This window comes from Salinibaculum rarum (assembly GCF_030505615.1).
GTDB classification, from domain to species: Archaea; Halobacteriota; Halobacteria; order Halobacteriales; family Haloarculaceae; genus Salinibaculum; species Salinibaculum rarum.
In genome coordinates, this window is record NZ_CP129992.1 from 1,090,605 (window position 1) to 1,107,932 (window position 17,328).

Here is a 17,328-nt window from a genome sequence, read left to right on the forward strand (position 1 = left end):
CTAGTCATCAGCTGGCACCTCCATATCGTCCTCGTCGCCATCACCTGAGAGGTCGATGCCGGTCACCGCAGAGACGTTGTCGTCCTGCATCGTCACCCCGATGGCCCGCTCGGAGCGTTCGAGCATCGCCGAGCGGTGGGAGACGACGACGAACTGCGCGTCGCCGGCGAGTTCGTCGACCATCTCCCCGACCAGGTCGGCGTTGGCCGCATCGAGGAAGGCGTCGACCTCGTCGAGCGCGTAAAAAGGCGCGGGGTTGTGCCGCTGGATGGCGAAGATAAACGCCAGCGCAGTCAGCGACTTCTCGCCGCCGCTCATCGCCTCGAGTCGCTGGATGGGTTTGTCGCTGGGCTGGGCCTTCATCGTCAGACCGCCGTCGAACGGGTCTTCCTCATTTTCGAGGTGCAACCGACCGGACCCGTTCGAGAGGCGCTCGAAGATGTCCTGGAACTGCTCGTCGATGGCGTTGTACGACTCCATGAACGTCTCTTTCTTCCGGGACTCGTAGGTCGCGATGCGGTCCCGGATGCCCTCTGCCTCCTCGACGAGCGTTCCCTTCTTTTCGAGTAAGTCCTCGAGGTCTGCCTGCACCTCGTCGTACTCCTCGATTGCGAGCATGTTCACGGGTTCGAGCGCCTCCATCTCGGCTTCGAGCCGCGTAATCTCCGATTCGACCTCGTCGTGGTCGGGAATCTCCTCGGGGTCGAACTCCCCGACTTCGCCGGCGAGTTCGTCGATTTCCCACTCCAGGCGCTCCGATTCCTCGCGGGCCGTCCCGAGTTTGTCCTCGACGCGCTGGACCTTCTCTTTCTGCTCGTCGCGAACCTGGCGCGCCTCGTCGACGTCCTCACGGAGGTCCTCGCGTTCGGCTTTCAGCTCCGAGAGTTCTTCTTCGAGTTCGGCGACGGCGTCTTCCTTCTCGTCGAGGCTCTCCTCCTTTGCCTCGATGTCTGATTTCAGCTCCTCGATGCGCTCGTTTGCGTCTGCCTTGCGCTCCTTGGCCGACTCGACTTTGGCCTCTAGCTCCTCGATTGCGTCCTCGGCGTACTCCTTCTCGAGTTCGAGTTCGCTCAGTTCCGAGTCGAGACTGTCGCGCTTCCGGCCGAGGTCGTCGATGTCCTCGCGGATGGACTCAGATTTGGCAGTCAGTTCCGGCAACTCCGAATCCTCGACTTCCGCTTCGAGTTCGTCGATGCGCTCCTCGATGGTCGCTATCGCCTCGTTTTGCTCGGCAATCTCGCCTTCCAACTCGTCCATCTGCTCGGAGACCGACTCGCGGTCTTCTTCGATTTCGGTCAGTTCCGTCTCGAGCTGGTCGATTTTCGACTCGGTCTCCGAGATTTCGGTCTGCTTGCGCTCGATACTGCTCTGAATCTCGCGGACCTGGTCGCTGGAATCGCTCTGTCTGTCTCGCGCGTCGTCCAGCCGCTCTTCCACGTCTCGGATGTCGCTGCGGATGTCCTGGCGCTGGTCTTCGAGTTCGTTGATTCGCTGGGCGACCCGCTCTAGCTGGCCGTCGCTACCCTCGAAGGAATACCGTGACCCTTTCTTCGAACCGCCGGTCATCGCACCGCTTTTCTCGACGAGGTCGCCGTCGAGTGTCACCAGCCGGAAATCACCCATCAAATCGCGGGCTGTCTCCATGTCCTCGACGACGACGGTGTCACCGAGGACATACGAGAAGATGCCCGCGTACTCGCTGTCGAAGTCGACGAGGTTGTAGGCGAAATCGACGACGCCGTCGTGGCTGGGAAGGGTCGGGAGCGAGCGACTGTGCATCTCCGTCAGCGGGAGGAAGGTCGCCCGGCCCGCGTTGCGGGATTTCAGATACTCGATACAGCGCTGGCCGACGCCGTCGTCGTCGACGACGACCTGTGCCAGCCGTCCGCCGGCGGCCGTCTCACACGCCGTTGCGTACTCGCCGGAAACGCTGCCAAGTTGGGCGACGGTCCCGTGGACGCCGTCTTTGCCGGCGTTGAGGATGGTCGTCACCGCGCGGCCGTAGGAGGAGTCGCCCGACTGGTCTGCCTTCGCTTCGAGTTCGGCGTACTCCTGTTGGGCCGCGCTAATCTTGTCCTCGATTGCTTCGAGGTCCGACTGCAGTTCGCTCTTCTCGGCTTTGAGGTCCTCGACGACTTCGCTGATGGTGTGGTAGTTCTTCTCTGCTTTTTCGAGTTCGGCTTCGAGGTCCGCAATCTCGGCTTCGAGCTCCGGAATCTTTGCTTTGGCCTCCTCGATTGCGGCCTCGGTCTCGCGTTGCTCGTTCGAGCGCCGTCGGGCCTCGTCGAGCAGGCGGTCCTGTTCGCGCTGGAGGTCGTTTTTCTCGGATTTTGCTTTCTCCAGCGCTGCCTTTTTCTCCTCCAGTTCGTCTTTGACCTCTTCGAACTCCTCGCCGACCTCGTCGATTTTTTCCTCGACTTCTTCGAGTTCGCTTTCCTTTTGCTGGATGTCGGCGGCAATCGAGGATTTGGCGACTTTCGTGTCCTGTATCTCGCTCTCTACGTCCTCGATTTTCTCCTGCTTGCGGTCGATTTTGACAAAGGCCTGTCGGCGCTCGTTTTCGGCGTCTTCGACCTTCTCCTCCTCGTTTGCAATCTTGTCTTCGAGGCGGGCGATGTCGCCTTTGATCTCCTCGATTTCCCGCTTGATGGCGAGCTGTTCGTCCTCGCCTTTCCGCTCGATCTCCTCGTTGAGTGACTCGAGTTCGCTTTCGAGGTCCATCACGCGCGCCTGGCGCTCGTCGAGTTCGGCCTGGCGCGTTTCGAGCGTCTCAGTCAACTCCTCGATTTCGGCCTCGATGTCGGCCAGTTCCTCGCGTTTGTCGGCGAGTTCGGCGGCCTTCCGGTAGCCCTCGTACTCCTCTTTCTCGTCTTTGAGTTCCTGGTACTCGAGTGCCGTCTCGCGTTCGTCTTCGAGCTGGTCGAGCCGCTCTTCTTTCTCTTCGATGCGCAACTCCGCTTCGTCGATGCGGTCCTCGACGGTATCCAGTTCGCCGAAGGCGTCCTCCTTTTTCGCGTCGAACTGTGCGACGCCGGCGATTTCGTCGATGATCTCCCGGCGCGACCCGGGCGTCATGTTGATAATCTCGGTCACGTCGCCCTGCATCACGACGTTGTACCCTTCGGGGGTGATACCGGCCTGCGCGAGCAGGTCCTGGATGTCGCCGAGGTTGACCGAGCGACCGTTGATGTAATAATACGAGTAGTAGTTCTCTTCGGTCTCCTTGACCCGGCGCCTGATGCCGATTTCGTCGACGTCGCCGACGTCTTCGGTCCCGGCGGCGTTGACGACCTGCGACCGCTCCAGCGTTCGGTCCTCGTTGTCGAGGATGACCTCGACGCTGGCTTCGCGTTCGCCGTCGAAGGACCCGCCGTCCTGGTGACCGGGGTTGTAGATGAGGTCGGTCAGTTTCTCGGCGCGGATGCCGGAGGTCCGAGCGAGGCCGAGCGCGAACAGCACCGAGTCGATGATGTTCGACTTGCCGGAGCCGTTCGGGCCGCTGACGGTCGTGAAATCTTCGTAGAAGGGGATTCGAGTCTTCCGGCCGAAACTCTTGAAATTGTCGAGGACGAGCTCTTTGATATGCATGGGGGTGCTCGCGAGAGAGTCCCGGCGTCAGGCCACGATGATGTCCGAGCCGGACTCTTCGGTGTTGTCCTCACTCTCGGAGGCCTCGGTGTTAGATGTGTCGGCTGTCTCCGTCGATTCTCCCGGCTCGGGCACTCTGATGTCGCCGTCCGATTCCGACGCCGTCTCTGTCGCTTCGGTCTCCGATTCCGACTCTGACTCGGGGACAAATCCCAGGTCGTCGTCGACGGCACTCTCCAGTTCCCGGAGACGGACCTTGCACTCGACGAGTTCGTCGGTCAGCCCCTCGACCGACGCTTCCAGTTCCTTGACCCGCGATTCGAGTTCCTCGACTCGGTTACCGCACATATGATACACCGTTACACTCCGATTACATAAACGTATGTCAGACAATGGTTCGAAATCGGACACAAGCGTGTATCCCCTTGAAACGGGCTGTGGCTGCGAAAATCAACGTTCACGACTCTCAGACGGTGTCCTAACTATCTGGAGAAGAAACGAGGGTATGTCCCTACTCGGAGAGGAGTGACTCGTCGGCGTACTCCTCGCGGAGGTCCTTCTTCGAGAACTTCCCGGTCGCAGTTTTGGGCACTTCGTCGATGAAGACGTACTTCTCTGGCTTCCAGAAGCTCGGGAATTCCGCATCGAGCAGGGCGCTCAGTTCCCCTTCGAGGTCGTCGTCGCTCAGTTCGGTCCCCTCTCGGCGAACGACGAAGCCGACGGGTCGCTCCTGATAGCGCTCGTGGGGGACGCCGATGACAGCGGCCTCGCTGACGGCGTCGTGGCCCATCATGGTGTTTTCCAGTTCCTGTGTGGAAATCCACTCCCCACCGGACTTGATGACGTCGTCCGCCCGGTCGACGATGTCCATGTACCCGTCCTCGTCGACGGTGACGATGTCGCCAGTCCGCAACCAGTCGTCTTCGAAATCCTGCTCGTTTGCCGCCGGGCGCTGGTGATACTCCGTCGTGACCCACGGCCCGCGAATCAGCAACTCGCCGAAGTCTTCGCCGTCCCACTCGATCCGCTCGCCGTCGTCACGGACCACCTTGAACTCAAGGCCCGGCAAGACGAGTCCCTGCTTGCCTCGCTTGTCGAGTTGGGTCTCGTAGTCGGCGTCCTCCAGCGTGCCTTTCAGCGTCGCCGTCGACCCGATGGGCGAGGTCTCGGTCATCCCCCACGCGTGGACGACGGTCACGCCCAGGTCGTCGTACGCCCGGATGACACTCTCCGGGGCCGCCGCGCCGCCGATGTAAATCTCATCGAGCGTCGAGAGGTCCACCTCGTTGTCCTCCAGATATTCCAGGAGGCCCAGCCACACCGTCGGGACGCCGGCGGTGATGGTCACGCCCTCTTCTTCGATGAGATGTGCGAGGTCCTCGGGGTCCGGTGAGGGGCCGGGATAGACGTGCTTTGCCCCCGCCGCCGCCGTCGCGTAGGGCATCCCCCAGGCGTTGACGTGGAACATGGGAACGACGGGCATCACCACGTCCGTATCGGCGATGTTCATCCCCATTGGCGTGAGTTCGGCCATCGTGTGACTCCAGAGCATCTGCTGGGTGTACTCGACGCCTTTCGGCTTGCCGGTGGTTCCGGAGGTGTAACACATCCCGGCCGGCGTCTCGCCCGAGAGCTGCGGCCAGTCGTACTCGGTGTCCTGGCCGCCGACGAAGTCGTCGTACGCGACAGCGTTCGGGAGCCCCACATCGGGCACCTCGGAGCCGATGACGACAAACTGCTCGACGCTCTCGAAGGCGTCTTCGTCGTAGGCCCCCGCGACTTTCTCGGCCAGCGACGGGTCGACGAAAATGATGCGGTCCTGTGCGTCCTCGACGATGTACTGGAGGTGTTCGTCGGGAAGCAGTGGATTGACGGTGTGCAACTGCGCACCGGTACTCGGCGCAGCGAAGTACGTCTCGAAGTGCCGGTCGTGGTTCCAGCAGACTGTCGCGACACGGTCGCCGTCGTCAATGCCGGCCTCGTCGAGTGCGTTGGCCAGCCGGCCGACCTGGTCGGCGTACTCGGCGTAGGTCGTTCGTGTCATTCCTTCGTGTGTGCGCGAGACGATTTCTGTGTCGGGGTACAGGTTCGCCGCACGCCACAGGAACGGTCGCAGTGTCTGTGGTGTCCCTCCTGGCATATCTCATTAGTTGAGCGGACTCCTGATATACGTTCTCACAACACATGCAAGGCACGTTTGTCAGCGTTTATCCGGTGCGTCAGGCTTTAGCCACCGCGTGCCGAATCACGGTGTAATGGCGCAAGTACAGGAACAGGAGGACCTCGCGGTCGTCATCGGGCTGGAGGTCCACGTCCAGCTCGAAACCGCGACCAAAATCTTCTGTGGCTGTTCGACGGCTCCTGCCGACGAGCCCAACACCCGAACCTGCCCGGTCTGCCTCGGTCTCCCCGGCGCGCTCCCGGTGCTCAACGAGGGTGCCGTCGAGGCCGCCGTCAAGGTCGGCAAGGCTATCGACGCGGAGATTCCCGAACGCACACGCTTTCACCGGAAGAACTACTACTACCCCGACCTCCCCAAGAACTTCCAGATTACGCAGTACGACGCCCCGATCTGTCAGTCCGGCGAACTCGAATTTTCCGTCGAAGGCGACCGGCGCACGGTCGGTATCGAGCGTGCTCACCTGGAGGAAGACCCAGGCAGTCTCCAGCACAAAGGTGGGTCTATCGACACCGCCGACTACACGCTCGTCGACTACAACCGCGCCGGAACCCCACTGCTGGAAATCGTCACGGAACCCGACTTCCGCTCTGCCGACGAGGTCCGCTCGTTTCTCGCCAAACTCGAGGAAGTTCTCGAATACCTCGGTGTCTTCGACGCCGAACGCGACGGCAGTCTCCGCATCGACGCCAACCTCTCTGTGGTCGACGCCACCGAGGTCGGTGACGAGGGCCACATCGACACTGCGGTGCTCGAATCGGCAAACCGCACCGAGGTCAAGAATATCTCCAGTCACAAGGGCGCAGAGAAGGCCCTGGCCTACGAGGCCCAGCGACAGAAAAACGCCGTCCAGCGCGGGCGCGCGGTCGAACAGGAGACCCGTCACTGGGACGAGAGCCGTGGCATCACCGTCTCGATGCGCTCGAAAGAAGAGGAGAAAGACTACCGCTACTTCCGCGAGGCCGACCTCCCGCCACTGGAAGTCGCCGACTGGAAAGAGGAGATTGCGATTCCGGAACTGCCCGACGTCCGGCGCGAGCGCTTCCGCGAGGAGTACGGCCTGAGCGAGGAGGCGGCGGACAAACTCACCTCCACGAAACAGGTCGCGGACTTCTTCGAGGACGTCGCAAGCGAGTTCGACGCCGATCTCGCGGCGACGTGGGTCGCCGATAACCTGCTTGGCGAACTCAACTACCGTGACATGGCCGTCACCGACGTGACCGACCGCCTCGACGAAATCACGCGGCTGGTCGAACTCGTCGCCACCGACGAGATTACCGCCAAGAACGCCCGCGAGACCGTGCTTCGCGATATGCTCGACGAGGGCGACGACCCCGACGCTATCGTCGAGGCGGAGGGACTCGGCAAGACCAGCGGCGACGCGGTCCAGCAGGCAGTCGAGGAAGCCATCGAGGAAAACCCCGACGCAGTCGAGGACTTCCACAGCGGCGAAGACGGCGCCCTGAACTTCCTCGTCGGCCAGGTGATGCAAAAGACCGGGGGCAGTGCCGACCCCGGGGACGTGAATCAGCTGTTGCGCGAAGCGCTGACGTAGTTGTTGCCTCCCCCATCGAAAACGTCTTTCTTGTGCTGTCGTAATCTCTCGCAATGTCCCACCGCCGTCGTCTCACTACGATTCTTGCGGTAGTCACCGCACTCGCGTTCGTCCGGCCGGCCGCGGCCCACACCGGGACGACACACGCCGGGACGCCCCACTGGCTCCTGGCTGGGCTCGTCGCTGTCGGCTTCGTCGGCATCGTCGTCGGGTGGCGGCGACTCGCCCGGAACGGAGTGGGGAACCGCGTAGGTAGTGTCGCCCTCGTCGGTGGACTCCTGGCGGTCATCGTCGGCGGTATCGGGCTCGTCGAAATCCAGGTGACCCCACAGGTCGCCCCCTCCTGGGCGAGTTCCGGCGAACTCGTCACCATCGTCGCCGCGTCGGCGCTCGCAGTCGGGAGCCTGCCCGTCGTTCGCTGGCGCTGGCCCGAACGCCCCCGCTACGTCGCGCTCGCGTTCGTCCTCGCGGTTTGGATTGCCTACCCGGTCGTGCTCCCGAACGGTGGACTGACCAATCCGCTCGGGTACGTCGTCGTCTTCGCGGTCCCGGTCACCATCGTCTACGTCTTCGCCCGCGATGGTGGCAACCGACTCGTCCGTGCGCTCTCGGACCGCATCTCCAGACTCGTCGCCGCCAGCGCTTTCCTCCTGTTCTCGATATTCTTCGCCGTGTCGGCGGGCACGGTCTCGTTCAATCCCGACGTCACCGCCCGGACCGCCGGTGAGGCGTTCGTGCGACTGCATCCCGTCGCCTCGCCGCTGGTCTACTGGCCGGCCGCAGAGTTTCACTTCCCGTCGATTCCGGTCTCGGGCTACGTCTCTGTCGGCTCTGCACTCCTCATCGCCGTCCTCGGTGGGCTCGTGGCACTGAACGCTGGACTGGTCACTCGACAGTGGCAGGCCGGGGGTGACCCCGACTCGGACGGGGCGGTGCTCGGTGCCGTCGCCTCGTCGGGTGCGACCGCCTGCTGCTGTTGTGCCCCTGCTTTCTACGCTGTCGCCGGCTCGGTCTTCGGGACGGCCGCCAGCCCGGTCTACTGGGCCTTTCTCGACCCCACCTCACCGGTCGGGGGACTGTTCCTCGCGGCCAGTGTCCTCCTGCTGGTCGGGAGCGCGATTCGGTTCGTCGACACCGACACCTGCCAGATACCCTCCGCTTAGTCCTGAGGTCCCCGTTCGAGCGGTTCCTGACACCTCCGCGCGTGCGCTCGCGCGAGCAGACGCACGCACGCTCGCACACCCGCGCTGTCTGTCGGTTAGCCGAAACGTTTTAGAACTGGGCCGGGCCTAAGAGAGCGTAGATGTTCCCCAGAGGTGACCAGCCGTGGACCTGATAATCACGGAAAAGGAAAACGCCGCCCGCCGTATCGCGGAGATTCTCAGCGAAGGCACCGCCGAAGCCGAGCGCCGGAACGGTGTCAACGTCTACCGCTGGGGCGACAAGCGCGTCGTCGGTCTGTCGGGCCACGTCGTCGGGGTCGACTTCCCGCCCGAGTACGCCGACTGGCGCGACGTCGAACCCGTCGAACTCATCGACGCCGACGTGACGAAATCGCCCACGAAGGAAAACATTGTGGCGACGCTGCGAACGCTTGCTCGCCGCGCCGACGAAGCGACCATCGCGACAGACTACGACCGCGAGGGTGAACTCATCGGGAAGGAAGCCTACGAACTCATCCGCGACGAGACGGACGTCCCCATCAAGCGGGTGCGCTTCTCCTCGATTACCGAAAACGAGGTCCAGGAGGCGTTTGCCAACCCCGACGACCTCGATTTCGACCTCGCGGCGGCTGGCGAGGCCCGCCAGATTATCGACCTCGTGTGGGGCGCGGCGCTCACCCGATTTCTTTCGCTGTCGGCACGACAGCTGGGCGACGATTTCATCTCGGTCGGGCGCGTGCAGTCCCCGACGCTGAAACTCATCGTCGACCGCGAGCGCGAGATTCAGGCCTTCGACCCCGAGGATTACTGGGAGCTGTTCGCGGACCTGCAAAAGGACGGACAGGGCTTCGAAGCCCAGTACTTCTACGACGACGACGGGAGCGAGGCCGAACGCGTCTGGGACGAAAGCGAGGCCGACCGGGTCTACGAGCAGTTACAGGCCGCTGACGCCGTGACCGTCTCGTCGGTCCGCCGCCGGAACCGGACCGATACGCCGCCGACGCCGTTCAATACGACCGCCTTCATCAGCGCGGCCAGTTCGCTTGGCTACTCTGCCCAGCGAGCGATGTCCATCGCCGAGGACCTCTACACCGCTGGCTACCTCACCTATCCCCGGACCGACAACACGGTCTACCCCGACGACCTCGAACCCGACTCGCTGCTCGATGCCTTCGTAGGTAGCAGCGAGTTCGGCGAGGATGCCGAGATGCTGCTTTCACTCGACGACATCGAACCGACCGCCGGTGACGAGGAGACGACCGACCACCCACCGATTCATCCGACCGGCGAACTGCCACCGCGCGGCGAACTGGGCGACGACGAGTGGGAGATTTACGAACTGGTCGTCCGGCGCTTCTTCGCGACGGTCGCAGAGGCCGCGACGTGGGAACACCTCCGCGTGGTCGCAGACGTCGGCGACTGCCACCTCAAAGCCAACGGCAAGCGACTGCTCGAGGCCGGCTACCACGCCGTCTACCCCTACGCCAGCACCAGTGAGAACCACGTTCCCGACGTCGAGGAAGGCGAACAACTCGGACTGAGCGAGGTCCGACTCGAAGACAAACAGACCCAGCCACCCCGTCGCTACGGCCAGTCTCGCCTCATCAAGAAGATGGAGGAGCTGGGGCTGGGGACGAAGGCCACCCGACACAACATCATCGAGAAACTCTACGACCGCGGCTACATCGAGAGCGACCCGCCGCGACCGACCGCGCTTGCCGAGGCCGTCGTCGAGGCCGCCGAATCCTTCGCCGAACACGTCGTCAGCGACGAGATGACTGCCCGGCTGGAAGCGGACATGGCCGCTATCGCCGACGGCGAGGCGACGCTCGACGACGTGACCGACGAGTCCCGCGAGATGCTAGGGAAGGTCTTCGAGGAACTCCGCGAGTCCAGCGAAGACATCGGCGAACACCTCCAGGAGTCGCTGAAGGCAGACCGTCGACTCGGCCCCTGTCCCGAGTGTGGCGACGACCTGCTCGTCCGGCGTAGCCGGCAGGGGTCGTACTTCGTCGGCTGTGACGGGTTCCCCGAGTGTCGCTACACGCTGCCCCTGCCCAACACCGGCGAACCCCTCGTCCTCGACGAGACCTGCGAGGACCACGAGATGAACCACGTCAAAATGCTCGCCGGGCGCGATACCTTCGTCCATGGCTGCCCCCGCTGTAAGGCCGAGGAGGCCGACGACAGCGAGGATCGCGTCATCGGGGAGTGTCCCGAATGTGGTGAAAGCGTTGCTCCAGAGGAGCAACGAGACGGAGGCGGCGAAGCCGCCGACGCCCACGGTGGTGAACTGGCCATCAAACAGCTCCGCTCCGGTTCGCGACTGGTCGGCTGTACCCGCTACCCCGACTGTGACTACTCGCTGCCGCTCCCTCGTCGGGGTGACATCGAGGTGACCGACGAGTTCTGCGAGGAGCACGACCTGCCCGAACTGGTCGTCCACAGCGGCGACGAGCCGTGGGAACTGGGCTGTCCCATCTGCAACTACCACGAGTACCAGGCCGAGCAGGCAGTCGAGGACCTCGAAGACCTCGACGGGCTGGGCGCGAAAACGGCCGAGAAACTCGCCGACGCTGGCGTCGAGTCGCTGGCGGACCTCGACGGTGCAGATGTCGAAGCGGTCGCGACGGCCGTCCAGGGCGTCTCGGCCGACCAACTCCGCGAGTGGCAGGCACAGGTCTCGGCCTGACACCGAAAGACTGTGCTTAAGTCCGGGCCACCAGAATAGGGCGGCATGGACGACCGTACTTACACGGCGGACGCAGCACCCGGCGACACCGTCACTGTCGCCGGCTGGGTCCACGAGATTCGCGACCTGGGTGGTATTGCCTTCCTCATTCTCCGGGACACCACCGGCAAGATTCAGGTCAAATTCGAGAAAGACGAGATGGCCGACGACCTCGTCGAGACGGCCCTGGACGTGCACCGCGAGAGCGTCATCACCGTCTCCGGCGACGTCGAGAAAGAAGAGCGCGCCCCCACTGGCGTCGAGATTACGCCCGAGACCATCGAGGTGGTCGCCGAGGCCGACCCCGAACTCCCACTGGACCCGTCCGGGAAGGTCGACGCAGAACTCTCGACGCGACTGGACAACCGCACGCTCGACCTCCGGAAAGACGAAGTGAAGGCAATCTTCGAGATTCGCGCCGAGACACTTCGAGCTGTCCGCGAGCACTTCCGTTCGGTCGGCGGGACGGAGATCAACACGCCGAAAATCGTCGCAACCGGGACCGAGGGCGGAACCGAACTGTTCCCCATCACCTACTTCGGCGAAGAGGCCTTCATGAACCAGAGCCCGCAGCTGTTCAAACAGCTGATGGTCGGCTCCGGACTGGAGCGGGTCTTCGAAATCGGCCCAATCTTCCGCGCCGAGGAGCACAACACGCCCCGCCACCTCAACGAGGCCACCAGCATCGACTTCGAGTCGGCCTTCATCGACCACACCGAAGCGATGGACGTCTGTGAGGGCGTCGTCCGCGCTGCCTACGAAGGCGTCGCCGAGAACTGCGCCGAGGAACTGGAGACGCTCGGGCTCGCCGAGGAGTTCGAACTCCCCGAGGGCGATTTCCCGCGCCTGACCTACGAGGAGGCCATCGAGCGGGTCAACGCGACGGGCGAACTCGACGAACAGCTCGTCTGGGGTGACGACCTCTCGACGGAAGCCGAGCACGCACTCGGCAACGACGTCGGCCAGCACTACTTCGTCACCGACTGGCCAAGCGAAATCAAGCCCTTCTACATCAAAGACCACGACGACGACGAGCAACTGTCGACCGGCTTCGACCTGATGCACCCCTCCCTCGAACTCGTCTCCGGTGGACAGCGTGAACACCGCTACGAGCACCTCATCGAGGGATTCCAACAGCAGGGACTGGAGCCCGAAGCCTTCGAGTACTACACGAAGATGTTCAAGTACGGCATGCCGCCCCACGCCGGCTGGGGGCTGGGTGCCGAGCGACTCGTGATGACGATGCTCGGACTGGAGAACATCCGCGAGGCCGTGCTCTTCCCGCGAGACCGTCAGCGCTTGTCGCCGTAGGCGACCTCTCTGAGAGCCAGCGAGACGAAGTAGCGAGTCTCGCTTGCCCGACAACGGTTATCTCCGTGGGCAACACCACTGGACAGGAACCTGCCGAGCGGCGCCAGTCAGGCCTCACTGACGTGCTCCCAGAGGGTACACCAGTCTTCGACAGCGATGTACCCCTCTACTTTTGCACAGGCGCCCCAGGTGTCACCGTTCTGGTCGGGAATGAATTCGGCGCAGGTCCCACAGGACTCTCCAGGTGCTGCGTCGCCATCGGCAATCGCTTCGACGGACTCGGTCAGGTTCACCTCTCCGTGTGACGCGAGATTCTCGGGGTCGCGCGCCTCACCGGCCTGTGAGTCTGCCGTCCGATACCCTTCGGGTACCTCGGCGGTGGCAAGTTCGTCTTCGGTCATGCCGTCGGGAACCGAGGGCTCCGGCAACACCTCGTAGACAGCACACCAGTCGGCCCGGTCGATGTACCCTTCGACCTCGGCACAGGCGCCATATCCGTCACCGTTCTGGTCGATGATGTAGTCGGCGCAGTTTCCACAGGACCGCCCCGGCTGGTGGGCGGCGTTTTCCTCTGCCTCGTCGTACTCAGAGAAGGTGACTTCGTTTTTCGTACTCAGCTCGTCCGGGTTCCGCTGTTCGCCACCCAGCGACATCGCACGCATGTACGCCTCCGGTACGGGGCCAGTTTCGAACTCCGATTCGGAGACTCCGTCTGGAAGCTCTTCCCCGTCGCCGTCTTCCGTGCCGTTTTCCGTGTCGTCCGGACTGTCGCCCGCACAGCCTGCAAGACCGAGTAGCGCCGCACTGCTGGTCAACTGTATCATTCGACGTCTGGTTTTCTCGATTCGTGGCTGGTCTGGCATCTGTAATCTAGCGGTTCCCGTTATATGCGATTAAATCAACCTTCGCTTGTCACCGTCTGACAATTGTGGTTGGTTCACGACTGTCGCTTTCCCCGCTCTCTCGATAGAAATGCACCAGTAACACACTACCAGGTAGTAGTCGGCGAAGAAGAGTAGCTATTACCGGCCGGTCTGTGGCGCTATCGACGCATAGAGGATGACGAAGCCGACGGCAAACACGAGTGACTCGATAGCGTGAATCTCAGTGAGCGTCAGCGTGACGGTACCCAGTAGGTACGACTCGACGATGAGTCCGACCCCGAGACAGGCAAAGCCAGCCATCGTGTACTGAAAGGTCCGTTCGCCGGTCCGTCGGTACGCACGATAGCTCGTGATCGTGATTGCAACAGCGGCGAGGACACCGACCAGTCTGGCCGCAACCAGGACGAGTGTGGCTGACGCGACCATCACTCTTGGTTTTGCAGTTCCGACCAGACAGAGACGAACCGGTCTACGTTGTCCTCCTCGTGAATTTCGACCTCGACGCTGGAATCGCCTGGCTTGACCGAAATCTCGACTTCTTCGACCGCCGTCGCGTAAACGGTGTAGTGGGTCCCCTCCTCGTCGACCTGTTCGACTGGCAAGACCAGCCCTGCCTCCTGGAGATTCTCCAGTCGACGATAGACTGTCTTCAACGATGCGCTGCAGGTCTCCTGCAGGTCTTTTGCGGATTGCGGGCACTCGTGGATGTGTGTAAAAATAGCTCGGGCCGTCTTGTCGCTGAGTACGTCGAAGACCGTTTCAGTTTGCTGACGGAACACAGAGGAATAACGACTATTATAACAAATAAATATAACTAATGGGGAATGACATTTCTATTGGTGGCTCTGGCTCCCCTGATTACTGACGGCTCCAGCGTGGGCCCGCGCAGTGACGTGGTCTTCAGTCAGAGACTTCCCCAATCGCACGTTCGCGCAACGTTCCGGTCATCTGGACGCCGTGATGGTCGGTGCGGCGAAGCACGCGCTTTGCCTGTGTCGTCGAGAAGTACTTGTCGTCGGCCGTCGCTCGCACGACCACACCGAACGTACTCGTGACAGTCGCACCGAGCCCGTCGGCAATCGCCCGCAGTCGTTTGTCACCGGACACCAGGGCCGTGGTTTCCGCCCGGTCCCGGCCGGCCAGCAACGCCGCAACGAGTGCCACGTCGCTGGTCCGCTCGTCGGCGTCGAGCAGCGCCATCGCGTCGTCCTCGAACTCTGACAGTCCGCTGACGGTCGTCGACACCTCGTACTCGTCGAGGAATCGGTCGAGGTTCGTCGCCGCTGGCTCGACGTCGACCTCGGCGGCGACGGCGTCCAGTACGACCACGGTACCCTCGAAGGCATCGAGTAGTTCCAGCTCGCCGACCTGTCCCAGTTCGTACAGCGTGGTGGCGTCGACGAGAATCATAACTCGCCTGCGCGTTCGGCGTCGAAGCTCAGGTCTGTCTCGTCGAGTTGGGTCGTCAGCCCCCGCTCGTGGGCGAGTTCGAGCCACTCGCCGACCGACAGCCCCGCCAGCCGCGCGGCCTCGCCGACCGAGGCGTCACCGCTCTGATACCGCTCGACGGCATGGCGCTCCCGGAGCGTCGCCAACCCCTCCCCGAGCGCCTTCCGTATCGTCGTGCTCTTGTCCGATTCGAGTAGTTCGGTCACCGTCTCCAGTTCCTCGTTTGCGTCCTCCGAGAGTCGCACACTCACAGTGGGCATTGTATATAATGTACTACAACGCAAACATACTAATACACTTGGGTCAACTGGGTGCCCGCCCGCGAGAACGCTGGCGGCGTATGTTCCGATAGAACAATACTCCCAACACCGTAATCGTGTGCGTATGTCCGTCGCAGAGACGTATCGAGACACACTGCTTATCGAGATTATCGCACAGAAGTTGGGATTCAATCGTCTCGCAGCGTGGCTTCTCGGGTCGGCCTCGTCTGGCCCGTATCTGTTCGTCGCCCTCGGACTGTTCGTCGAATACGGGATATTCGACGTGTACAACTACCTCGTGACCGACAAAAGCTCATTTATCACGACGCCGAACTCGCTGGCAATCCCGCTGATGACCGTCATCGGGCTCATCGGGCTCCGATACATCCACGACGAGTACGCCAAGGCTGTCGTCGGGATTGGTATCGAGGACACCCATCTGAGCCTCGACCAGAGCGTCCGGAGTGAGTTCGAGGGACTCGTTTCCTTCCGGGTGCGTCTCGGCGCCTACCTCGCCGCTCTGGTCGGCTACTACGCATTCGTGTCGCTGGTCATCGGGATTCCCGGCCTCATCGAGATTAGCGGCATCGGCCTCGTCGTGTACGGCCAACTGGTGACGTTTCCGCTGATTATCGTCCCCATCCTCACGGAACTCGCAATCACGTACATCGCCGTTCACCTTCTCGTCCCGCGGCGGCTCAAGCGGGCAGACATGGGTCTGTTCTTCTACGACCCACGGAATCTCGGCGGGTTTGGCCCGGTCGGGGAGTTGCTGAAGCGGTCGTACTACATCTACACTGCCATCCTGTTGCTGTGGTTTCTCCAGACTCACGCCCCGGTGCTTCTCTCAGGTGTCGTCGACTCACCGTATCCCGCGCCGGGGCCGATCTTCCAGGTCGTGCTTTCGGCGATCTGGCTCATCGGTGTGCTGACGATTGCGTACTCGATGTTCCGCGTGCACACGCTCATGAAATCGAAAAAGGAAGCGCGAATCAGCGCACTCGAAGACGAAATCAAGCGTCTCGTCAGGAATCCGTACGACGCCACCGCGACGAACATTACTGACCACGAACGGTACGAGAACGCATAGACGAATCTCGAAGAGGTCAAACAGACCAAGACCTATCCGACCACGTTCACCATGTGGTCGCAGATATTCCTGAGCGTGCTCCTGCCCCAGGCGCTGAACATGGTCGTCCAGCTCCCACAGTAGTCGGTCGCTGGCTCACGGCGCGTGCGTACCGAACTCTCTCAATCGTATCCGAACTTTCACACCTTTGCTGCTGATACGCTGTCGGTAGATGCGAGCAGCGATAGTGACTGGCGTGAAGGTCCTCGGAGTGCTGGCAATCGGCACACTCGTTGCCAATCTCGGACTCGCGTTCGTTCCCCTTCGGGCGTCCGTTGAGTTCCTGTTGATGCGGGTCGTCATCCTAGGTCTATCGCTGGCCGTCGGCGTCGCTTCCGCACACAAGATAGAAGAAATCGTCACCGGGCAGTAGCGGCGGTAACACCCGAGTGATGCACTCGGTGGCAAAGCCACGCTGTTTATGTCGTTTCCTTTGGCATCTCCTGTATGGCTCGCTTTCAGAACACGGGACTGCCCGACTGGGACTGGTGGGGCAAACTGTGGCCGACGCCCGGCGAAACGCTCCGTCGACTCGGGCTCTCGACTGGAGACAGCCTCGCCGAGATTGGCAGCGGGAACGGCTACTTTGCACTCCCTGCTGCCCGCATCGTGGACCCTGCTCCCGTGTACGCAGTCGACATCGACCCCGAGTCGCTCGAGGAACTCGCCCATCTCGCCGACCAACACGACGTCGAGAACATCGTTTCCGTCGAGGGTGATGCCCGGTCGCTTGCGGGTCTTCTCCCCAAGACGGTCGACGTTGCGATGGTCGCGAATACGTTCCACGGCATCCAGAACCCCGCTGCGTTCGTCGACGACGTCGTTGCCATCCTCAACGACGGTGGGCGATTCATCATCGTCAACTGGTGCGACCGTCCCCGAGAGGAAACGACAGTCGCTGGCGAGCCACGAGGCCCACCGACCGACCTCCGCCTCTCCGCCGAGACGACCCGTGACATCGTCGAGGAGGCAGCCGACCTCACACTGGCACGACGAATCGAGATACCCCCGTACCACTACGCGCTCATCTTCGAACGATAACTGCCGGCAGTTCTCCGTCACTTTGCCTTCGTGAGTTG

At 62.4% G+C, this 17,328-nt stretch carries 15 protein-coding genes; 7 read left to right on the forward strand and 8 right to left on the reverse strand.

The features are described from left to right. From smc to QYL91_RS05965, 3 genes are all read right to left on the reverse strand, one after another. Positions 1-3,588 carry a chromosome segregation protein SMC gene (smc, locus tag QYL91_RS05955; protein ID WP_302082466.1) on the reverse strand — a complete coding sequence of 1,196 codons (3,588 nt, stop codon included), beginning with the start codon at positions 3,586-3,588 and terminating at the stop codon, positions 1-3. A 27-nt stretch (positions 3,589-3,615) separates the two neighbouring features. Next, positions 3,616-3,936 carry a DUF7518 family protein gene (locus QYL91_RS05960; RefSeq protein WP_302082467.1) on the reverse strand — a complete coding sequence of 107 codons (321 nt, stop codon included), beginning with the start codon at positions 3,934-3,936 and terminating at the stop codon, positions 3,616-3,618. Positions 3,937-4,099: 163 nt separating this feature from the next. Then, positions 4,100-5,728, reverse strand: coding sequence for a long-chain fatty acid--CoA ligase (locus QYL91_RS05965; RefSeq protein ID WP_302082468.1), 1,629 nt, complete (start codon positions 5,726-5,728; stop codon positions 4,100-4,102). Between the two features lie 115 nt (positions 5,729-5,843). Here QYL91_RS05965 and gatB point away from each other — a divergent pair, with 115 nt between their 5' ends. The 4 genes from gatB to aspS all read left to right on the forward strand — a co-directional run bounded on the left by gatB (position 5,844) and on the right by aspS (position 12,527). Next, positions 5,844-7,322, forward strand: coding sequence for an Asp-tRNA(Asn)/Glu-tRNA(Gln) amidotransferase subunit GatB (gene gatB, locus QYL91_RS05970; RefSeq protein ID WP_302082469.1), 1,479 nt, complete (start codon positions 5,844-5,846; stop codon positions 7,320-7,322). A 53-nt stretch (positions 7,323-7,375) separates the two neighbouring features. After that, positions 7,376-8,485 carry a hypothetical protein gene (locus QYL91_RS05975; protein WP_302082470.1) on the forward strand — a complete coding sequence of 370 codons (1,110 nt, stop codon included), beginning with the start codon at positions 7,376-7,378 and terminating at the stop codon, positions 8,483-8,485. Between the two features lie 163 nt (positions 8,486-8,648). Next, the gene (locus QYL91_RS05980) at positions 8,649-11,177 is read left to right on the forward strand and encodes a DNA topoisomerase I (protein ID WP_302082471.1); all 2,529 of its coding nucleotides are present in this window, start codon (positions 8,649-8,651) and stop codon (positions 11,175-11,177) included. A 45-nt stretch (positions 11,178-11,222) separates the two neighbouring features. Then, the gene (gene aspS / locus QYL91_RS05985) at positions 11,223-12,527 is read left to right on the forward strand and encodes an aspartate--tRNA(Asn) ligase (protein WP_302082472.1); all 1,305 of its coding nucleotides are present in this window, start codon (positions 11,223-11,225) and stop codon (positions 12,525-12,527) included. 107 nt (positions 12,528-12,634) lie between these two features. Here the strand turns inward: aspS and QYL91_RS05990 are convergent, their stop codons facing one another. From QYL91_RS05990 to QYL91_RS06010, 5 genes are all read right to left on the reverse strand, one after another. Beyond that, positions 12,635-13,351 carry a high-potential iron-sulfur protein gene (locus tag QYL91_RS05990; protein ID WP_302082473.1) on the reverse strand — a complete coding sequence of 239 codons (717 nt, stop codon included), beginning with the start codon at positions 13,349-13,351 and terminating at the stop codon, positions 12,635-12,637. 198 nt (positions 13,352-13,549) lie between these two features. Further along, on the reverse strand, positions 13,550-13,837 hold the full coding sequence (locus QYL91_RS05995) for a DUF7521 family protein (RefSeq protein WP_302082474.1): 288 nt from the start codon (positions 13,835-13,837) through the stop codon (positions 13,550-13,552). Further along, complete coding sequence (locus tag QYL91_RS06000; protein WP_302082475.1) at positions 13,837-14,190, reverse strand: winged helix-turn-helix domain-containing protein; 354 nt, start codon at positions 14,188-14,190, stop codon at positions 13,837-13,839. The genes QYL91_RS05995 and QYL91_RS06000 overlap by 1 nt, the downstream gene beginning before the upstream one ends. A gap of 121 nt (positions 14,191-14,311) precedes the next feature. Beyond that, a complete protein-coding gene (locus QYL91_RS06005) occupies positions 14,312-14,821 on the reverse strand; it encodes a PIN domain-containing protein (protein WP_302082476.1) in 510 nt (169 codons plus the stop codon). Further along, positions 14,818-15,120: a UPF0175 family protein gene (locus QYL91_RS06010; RefSeq protein ID WP_302082477.1), complete on the reverse strand. Its 303-nt coding sequence runs from the start codon at positions 15,118-15,120 to the stop codon at positions 14,818-14,820. The genes QYL91_RS06005 and QYL91_RS06010 overlap by 4 nt, the downstream gene beginning before the upstream one ends. Before the next feature lie 124 nt (positions 15,121-15,244). Between QYL91_RS06010 and QYL91_RS06015 the strand changes: the two genes are divergently transcribed. From QYL91_RS06015 to QYL91_RS06025, 3 genes are all read left to right on the forward strand, one after another. Next, positions 15,245-16,210, forward strand: a complete 966-nt coding sequence (locus QYL91_RS06015) for a hypothetical protein (RefSeq protein ID WP_302082478.1) — start codon at positions 15,245-15,247, stop codon at positions 16,208-16,210. A 211-nt stretch (positions 16,211-16,421) separates the two neighbouring features. Then, the gene (locus tag QYL91_RS06020; RefSeq protein ID WP_302082479.1) at positions 16,422-16,622 is read left to right on the forward strand and encodes a hypothetical protein; all 201 of its coding nucleotides are present in this window, start codon (positions 16,422-16,424) and stop codon (positions 16,620-16,622) included. Between the two features lie 74 nt (positions 16,623-16,696). Further along, positions 16,697-17,290 (forward strand): class I SAM-dependent methyltransferase, encoded by a 594-nt coding sequence (locus tag QYL91_RS06025; RefSeq protein WP_302082480.1) that lies wholly within the window; start codon positions 16,697-16,699, stop codon positions 17,288-17,290. Positions 17,291-17,328: the final 38 nt, after the last annotated feature.